The 2,854-nt window shown below is 38.9% G+C and carries 2 protein-coding genes and 1 riboswitch; of the genes, one reads left to right on the top strand and one right to left on the bottom strand.

Features of this window, described 5'->3' with window-relative positions:
* Positions 1 to 14: 14 nt before the first annotated feature.
* Positions 15 to 1,232, bottom strand: a complete 1,218-nt coding sequence (locus E1171_RS03415) for a 6-phosphofructokinase (protein ID WP_155204083.1) — start codon at positions 1,230 to 1,232, stop codon at positions 15 to 17.
* Between the two features lie 198 nt (positions 1,233 to 1,430).
* A riboswitch (Fluoride riboswitch) is annotated at positions 1,431 to 1,497 on the top strand.
* Positions 1,498 to 1,654: 157 nt separating this feature from the next.
* On the opposite strand from E1171_RS03415, the gene E1171_RS03410 reads away from it, so the two are divergent.
* Positions 1,655 to 2,854: voltage-gated chloride channel family protein (locus E1171_RS03410; protein ID WP_155204081.1), on the top strand; the 1,200-nt coding region annotated here is incomplete at its 3' end.

Raw genomic sequence — 2,854 nt, 5'->3', positions numbered from 1 at the left:
AGCTATTTCACTGCTTACCAACCAAGAATCTTATGAAAATCAAACTGGTCAGGCTTTTCTACCCATTTGTCCACCTTCTCATAATCTTCTGAAGTCAAATAATGTAAATTATAATTCACCAACGATTGCACCATGGGACTATTTATATCGACCAGACGCGGAATTACTTTTCCTTTTTCATCTTCAATATCTTTCAAATAGAGTGGGGAAACTTTACCATATTGATCTACATTTACCATAGCACCACTAACCCCTTCCCTAAACAATTCATAAACACCAAGGCCTAACAATGTACAATAAGTAAGATCGTATCCGATAGGTCGGGAACAACGAATCCCAAATCCTAATTCTACCGGCCTGCTTCCAACCTTTACATTTATTTCTCGAAGCTTCCGTTGAATCAACATATTAAAAACATGTGATTTGCTCACATTAAATAATTCCGGATGTCCATGAGCATCGTAAGTAAAATTCACCCCTGTATTTTGGATTTCCTGGTCGGACATAAAGTGGAATATTCCCTCACTAATGATGGCTGCACCAAAGTTTAAGCCCATCAATTTCCGCTTTAACATAGAAGAAATAACCAAACAGGCTATTTTGTCGGAAGTTATTTCCGTTTTATGAAACATTTCCGGAATGATTATCATTGGGAAATGACAGGCAGCCCCAATTCCCAAGGCCAAATGTCCGGCCGAACGGCCCATTGAGGCCAATACAAACCAGTTCTGACTAGTTCTAGCATCTTCATAGACCGTGGTTCCAATCTTAACGCCCTCATCCTTGGCTGAATGAAAACCAAATGTAGGTGTATTATTAGGTAGGGGAAGATCATTATCTATGGTTTTAGGCACATGAAGGTTAGCAATATTAAGCTCATGCTGAGCTAGAAATTTAGCCAATCGGTTTGCGGTGGATGCTGTATCATCACCGCCTATCGTCACTAGGAGGCTGGCATTGTAGCGCTCAAATAGCTCCGTAGAAAAATCCTCATCTTTAGGTTTAAATCGGCTCATATTTAAAGCCGATCCACCCCTGGTGTATATTTTATCAGCAAATTCAAAGTCAATTTCTTCTGTTTTTGCGTCGGCGGAAAATAAGCCTTTATATCCCTCATGGACCCCAATTACACGGTATCCATTTTTCAAAAACACTTTACTAATACTACTAATAACGGTATTGATACCTGGTGCTGGGCCCCCACCGCATGCTATAATTACTGTGCCTTTCATTGCTTAATGCTAAACTTAAATTTTAGCACAAATATGCATAATATCCCATAAGGTTTCCTGGAAAAATCAATTTTTCCATACCAGTAATCTCAAAAAGAAAAACACAAAACCATACTTACATATTGACCTTCAGTGGAGTCCATCAATAATTATAATCGACGAGCGTTTTAAAAATAAATTAGTTTTGTTACTATTGCGTTACATAAAGGCAATGGTGTCTGCCTTGAACCGCCTGAACACTCAGGATGATGGCGCCTACTATATGGTTTGTGAAGATTTGAAGAAAGAGAAACTTTAGCATATTGCCTTCATTTTCAATATTTTAACTGTTTTTTTGAAAATGCTAGGTACTGCCTAATCCAATCTTTTTCAAAAAAATCTTTTCAGACTCAAGTGCATTTTTATTCTTAAACCTGAGTGTGATGAGACATTTCCAATTAATTGGTCATACATTTTTTATTAAGCAAAGCCACCTTATTTTTTATGTGATTCGCTGGTTAATCATTTGCACCCTAATTGGGGCTTTAGCAGGATCAGCTTCGGCTCTATTCTTAATTGCCCTTAATTGGGCCACAGAATGGAGAGAAGCTCACCTTTGGATCATTGCCCTTCTTCCAGTGGGTGGGTTTCTCATTGGTTTATCTTATTATTTATGGGATCAAAGTGTGGAAAAAGGAAATAATTTACTAATAGAAGAATTCCACAGCCCCAAAAAGGTAATTCCTCTTAAAATGGCTCCAATTGTGCTAATTACTACGGTTGCTACTCACTTCTTTGGTGGTTCTGCAGGACGTGAAGGCACAGCCGTCCAAATTGGCGGTTCTATAGCTGACCAATTTACAAAATGGTTTAAACTTAAAACCAGAGATCGGAAAATTTTAATTATAGTTGGTATAAGTGCGGGTTTTGCCTCTGTTTTCGGTACGCCCCTAGCTGGAGCCATATTTGCCCTGGAAGTTTTGATAATAGGCCGAATCCGATATGAAGCTATTTTTCCCAGCTTCCTGGTGGCTTATTTAGCGAATTATTTTTGTGAATTATGGCCGGTGAACCATACACATTACAGTATTCCAATCATTCCGGAAGTAAATTTTTCTAATCTGGTCTGGGCTATTTTAGCAGGCATGGCCTTTGGTTTGGCAGGACGTCTGTTTTCAAAAATGATTCACTTCTTTTCAAGGCATTTCAAAAATAAGATTTCTTATCCACCTCTTAGGCCAGTAATCGGCGGAATAATTATTGCCCTTGTGGTATGGTTAATGGGCTCCACCAGATACATTGGCCTGGGATTACCTGTGATTATAGAAGCTTTTCACCAGCCAGTACCGATTTATGACTTTCTATTAAAGACTCTTTTTACCACTTTTACCCTTGCTGCCGGTTTTAAAGGAGGAGAAGTAACTCCACTATTTTTCATTGGCGCAACTTTGGGAAATATGTTATTTTGGATAATTCCCCTCCCCATGGCCCTCCTGGCAGGAATGGGTTTTGTGGCCGTATTTGCAGCAGCCACAAATACTCCATTAGCCTGTATTCTGATGGGTATTGAATTGTTTGGAATTGAAGGAGGGATTTTTATTGCAATTGCTTGTATTGTTTCTTATCTATTTTCTGGCCACTCG

It is taken from the genome of Xanthovirga aplysinae, from assembly GCF_009711365.1.
Taxonomy (GTDB): Bacteria; Bacteroidota; Bacteroidia; order Cytophagales; family Cyclobacteriaceae; genus Xanthovirga; species Xanthovirga aplysinae.
The sequence above is the reverse complement of the archived record's forward strand: the minus strand, read 5'-3'. Positions and strand labels throughout refer to the sequence as shown.